The 4,700-nt window shown below is 74.5% G+C and carries 1 protein-coding gene; it reads right to left on the bottom strand.

Annotated features, from left to right (window positions below; translation table 11 throughout):
* Positions 1 to 4,700 (bottom strand): type I polyketide synthase (locus ACZ7IB_RS48720; protein WP_470921781.1); only part of this gene is annotated, 4,700 nt, incomplete at both ends.

Here is a 4,700-nt window from a genome sequence, read left to right as displayed (position 1 = left end):
GAACACCGACAGCCCCGCCATCGGTATCCACCAGCACGAAGCGGTCGGGGTGTTCGGACTGCACGGAGCGCAGGAAGCCGCGTACGGCGGCCTGCGTGAGGTCCACCGGGCCGGTGCCCGACACGGCGACGGCGCCATGGATGACCACGGCGAGCCGTGCGTCGGCGAGCGCCTCGTCGGCGAGCCACTGCTTGGCGCGCGCGAGGGCGGCGGTCACCGCCTCGCGGACCCGCTGTGGCAGGTGCTCGCCGTCGCTCTCCTGCTGCCCGTGGGCGTCGAGCGCGGCCGCGTCCAGAAGGACGAGCCGCACACCGTCGGCGACGGCGGCCTCGATCTCCTCTGCCGACCGTGTGCCGTCCCACAGAATCGAACGCGGCGTCTGTGCGAGCTCATCGAACGCACGGCGCTCCCAGCTCACTTCGTAGAGCGAACGCGCCGCGGTGGCACCTGCCGAGCGGAGCCGGGCCGCGGTGACCGGACGCAGCTCGACCCGGTCCGCGCTAAGCAACGGGATGCCCTCGGCGTCGGTGGCGCGCACCCGCAGGGCGCCGTCGTCGGCCGGGGACAGCAGGACCCGTACAATCCGGGCGTCGTCGACCGCGTCCTGGCCGGTGGCGGTATCGAGGCCGCCGGCCCGCACCCGCACGCCCCGCCAGACGGTGGGCTGCAGGGCTCCGGCGGTGCCGGGGCCGCCCGCGTCGGCAAGACGCCAGGCGTGGCAGACGGACTCCAGGAGCGCAGCGCGCGGCGCAAGCCCTTCGACGGCCTGTTCGGGCAGCTCGACCTCGGCGTAGATGTCGTCGCCGGTGCGCCAGGCGCCACGCAGCCCCTGGAGGGCTGGTCCGAACTGCTGTCCTGCGGCGAAGAGTTCGCCGTAGAGCCCGGCTGTGTCCGCCGGGGTGGCGTCGGCCGGCGGCCAGGTGCCCGCGAGCCGTGCGTACGCCTCGTCGGTCTCCTCGGCCCCGGGGTGCAGCTCGGCGGTGGCGTGCAGGGTCCACTCCGCGGTGGCGTCGCCGTCGGGCTGCGCGTGGACGGTGAGACGGCGGTGCCCAGAGTCGTCGGGCGCCGCGGCCATCACCTGGACGCGGACGGCGCCGTCGGGGGCCAGGAGCAGCGGTTCGAGCTGCTCCAGGTGCGCGACGCCGGGCAGGCCGAGGCGGTCCGCGGCGTACAGCGCCCAGTCGAGCAGGGCGCTGCCGGGCAGTACGGGTGTGTCGAGCACGGTGTGCTCCGCGGGCGAGGCCGCGGCCGGGGTGGTGAGCCTGCCGGTGAACAGGATGCTGTCGGTCCCGGCGGGGACGACGGCCGCGGCGAGCACCGGGTGGCCGGTGGCCTCCTGGCCGACACCGCCCGGGTTCCCGAAGTCGTTCGGCGCGTCGAGCCAGTAGCGCTCCCGCTGGAAGGCGTACGTCGGCAGGTCGACAGCGTCGGCCCGCTCGTCCGGGGCCGGGGTGAGAGCGGTCCAGTCCACGCCGAGGCCTCGGGTCCACAGGGCGGCGGCGTTGCGCAGCAGGGCCGTGCGCTCGTTCTCGTCGCGGCGCAGAGTGCCGGTGACGACGACCTCTCGACCGCCGGCCTGCAGCGCGGCGTCCTCCAGGGCCGCGGTGGTGACCGGGTGCGGGCTGATCTCGACGAAGGTGTCGATGCCGCTTTCCATGAGGTCGGCGACGACCTGTGCGAAGCGCACCGGCTGACGGAGGTTGCGGTACCAGTACTCCGCGTCGGCCTCCCGGCCCCGCACGTCCTCACCGGTCACGGTGGAGCGCCAGGTCACCTGGGGCCGCGCCGGGCTGATGTCACCGAGCTCCTTGAGGAGGCGGTCCTTGATGAGCTCGACCTGGGGCGCGTGCGAGGGGTAGGTCACGGGGATGCGGCGGGCGCGGATCCCGTCGGCCTCGCAGCCGTCCAGGAGCTGTTGCAGCGGTCCCTCGTCACCGGCGACGACGACCGCGCCGGGGCCGTTGACGGCGGCGATGACCACGCCGGTGGCGGGTTCGGCGGCGCCGTCGGGGTTCGTGTACCGGTCGATGAGGGCCTGGGCCTCGTCGGCGGGCACGGTCAGCGAGGCCATGCCGCCACGCCCGGCGAGCTCCTCGGCGATGACGCGGCTGCGCAGGGCCACGAGACGGGCGCCGGCGGCCAACGACAGGGCACCGGCCACGCAGGCCGCGGCGATCTCTCCCTGGGAGTGGCCGACGACCACGGAAGGCATGATGCCGCAGTGCTGCCAGACCTTCGCGAGGGAGACCATGACAGCCCACAGGGCGGGCTGCACCACGTCGACGCGCTCCAGGGCCTGCTTGTCGCCGAGGACGTCGAGCAGGTTCCAGTCCGCGTGCGGCGCGAGCGCGTCGGCGCATTCACGCAGGGCCCCGGCGAACACCGGCGATGACTCCATCAGGCCGAGCGCCATGCCGGTCCACTGGGCGCCCTGGCCGGGGAAGACGAAGGCCACGTTCGCGCCGGGGCGCACGGTCCCGGAGACGAGCCCGGGGACCTCGGCGTCCTGGCGGACCAGGCCCGCGAGCCCTTCGGCGAAGCCCGCGGGGTCGGCGGCGAGGACGACCGCGCGCTCGTCGAAGGCGGTACGGCCGCCGATGAGCGCGGCGGCCGTCGCCGCGGGGCCGGCCCCTTCGGCTGCGAAGGCGCGCAGCTGCTCGGCCTGGCCGCGCAGCGCGGCGGCGGACTTGGCCGAGACGAGCCACGGCAGTACGGCGCCTTCGGCGGCGGTGAGCACGGGCTCGGGCCGCTCCGCACTCTGCTCCGGCTCCTCGGCCTCGGGGGCCTGTTCGAGGATGACGTGGGCGTTGGTTCCGCTGATGCCGAACGAGGACACCGCTGCACGCCGCGGCCTGCCCGTCTCGGGCCAGGCGACGGCCTCGGTCACCAGCTCGACGGCGCCCGCCGTCCAGTCGACGTGCTCGCTGGGCCGCTCGGCGTGCAGGGTCCGGGGCACGGTGCCGTGCCGCAGGGCGAGCACCATCTTTATGACGCCCGCGATACCGGCAGCGGCCTGGGTGTGACCGATGTTGGACTTCACCGAGCCGAGCAGCACCGGCTGGTTGCCGCCCCGCTCCTGGCCGTACGTGGCGAGCAGCGCCTGGGCCTCGATCGGGTCGCCGAGGGACGTACCCGTGCCGTGCGCCTCCACCACGTCCACGTCGGACGCGGCGAGGCCCGCGTTGGCGAGCGCCGAGCGGATGACCCGCTGCTGCGAGGGGCCGTTGGGCGCGGTCAGGCCGTTGGAGGCGCCGTCCTGGTTGACGGCCGAGCCCTTGATGACGGCGAGGACGCGGTGGCCGTTGCGGCGGGCGTCCGAGAGCCGCTCGACGAGGACCACGCCCGCGCCTTCGGCGACACCCATACCGTCGGCCGCGTCGGAGAACGCCTTGCAGCGGCCGTCGTGCGCGAGGCCACGCTGACGGGTGAACTCGGCGAAGATCGTCGGGGTCGACATCACGGTGACACCGCCGGCGAGCGCCAGGTCGCACTCGGCGCGCTGCAGGGCGCTGACGGCCATGTCCAGCGCGACCAGGGACGAGGAGCAGGCCGTGTCCACGGTCACGGCGGGGCCCTCGAAGCCGAGGGTGTAGGAGACCCGGCCGGTGGCCACACTGCCCGCGTTGCCGTTGCTGAGGAAGCCTGCGACGTCCTCGGGCACGGAGCGCAGGCGCGCCGCGTACTCGTGGTACATCAGGCCGGAGAACACGCCTGTCCTGCTGCCGCGCAGCCCCGTCGGGTCGACGCCCGCGCGCTCGATGGCCTCCCAAGACAGCTCCAGGAGCATCCGGTGCTGGGGGTCCATGGTCACGGCCTCGCGCGGGGAGATCCCGAAGAAGGAGGCGTCGAAGTCGGCGGCGTCGTGCAGGAATCCGCCCTGGTCCACCACGGAGGTTCCGGGGCGCTCGCCCGTGGGGTCGAAGAACGAGTCGAGGGCCCAGCCGCGGTCCGTCGGGAAGCCGCTGATGCCCTCACCGCCGTCGGCGAGCAGCTGCCACAGCTCCTCGGGCGAGTCGACGCGGCCGGGGAAACGGCAGCTCATGCCGACGATCGCGATGGGCTCGTCGTCCGCCACGACCCGCGCCACCGCGCTGTGCTGCCGCGCGGCCGTGCCGGCCAGGAGACCGTGCAGACGGGCGCCGAGCGCGGCCGGTGTCGGGTAGTCGAACACCAAGGTCGCGGGCAGGCGGGTGCCGGTGAGTTCGTTGAGCCGGTTGCGCAGCTCCACAGCGGTCAGGGAGTCGAAGCCGAGGTCCTTGAAGCCGCGGTCAACGGGGACCGCGTCGGTGCCGGAGTGGCCGAGGACGGAGGCCACTTGGGCCCGGACGAGGTCGACGAGCATGCTCTCGCGCCCGTCCTCGGGCGTCGCCTCGTACTGCGCACGCCAGCCGCGGCCCACGGGGGTGCCGGTGGCGCGGCGCGCGGGGGTGCGGACCAGGGCGCGCAGCAGCGGGGGCACCTGCCGGCCTTCGGCGCGGGCGCGGGACAGGTCGAGGCGTACGGGGACCAGGTGCGGGGCGTCGAGGGCCAGCGACTGGTCGAAGAGGGCGAGGCCTTCCTCGGTGCCGAGGGCCTGCAGTCCGCCGCGGCCGAGCCGGGCCTTGTCGGATTCGCCGAGGGTGGCGGTGAGTTCGCTGGTCTCCTCCCACAAGCCCCACGACAGGGACTGGGCGGGAAGACCTTCGGCACGGCGGCGCACC

It is taken from the genome of Streptomyces sp. NPDC037301 (genome assembly GCF_055602785.1).
The sequence above is the reverse complement of the archived record's forward strand: the minus strand, read 5'-3'. Positions and strand labels throughout refer to the sequence as shown.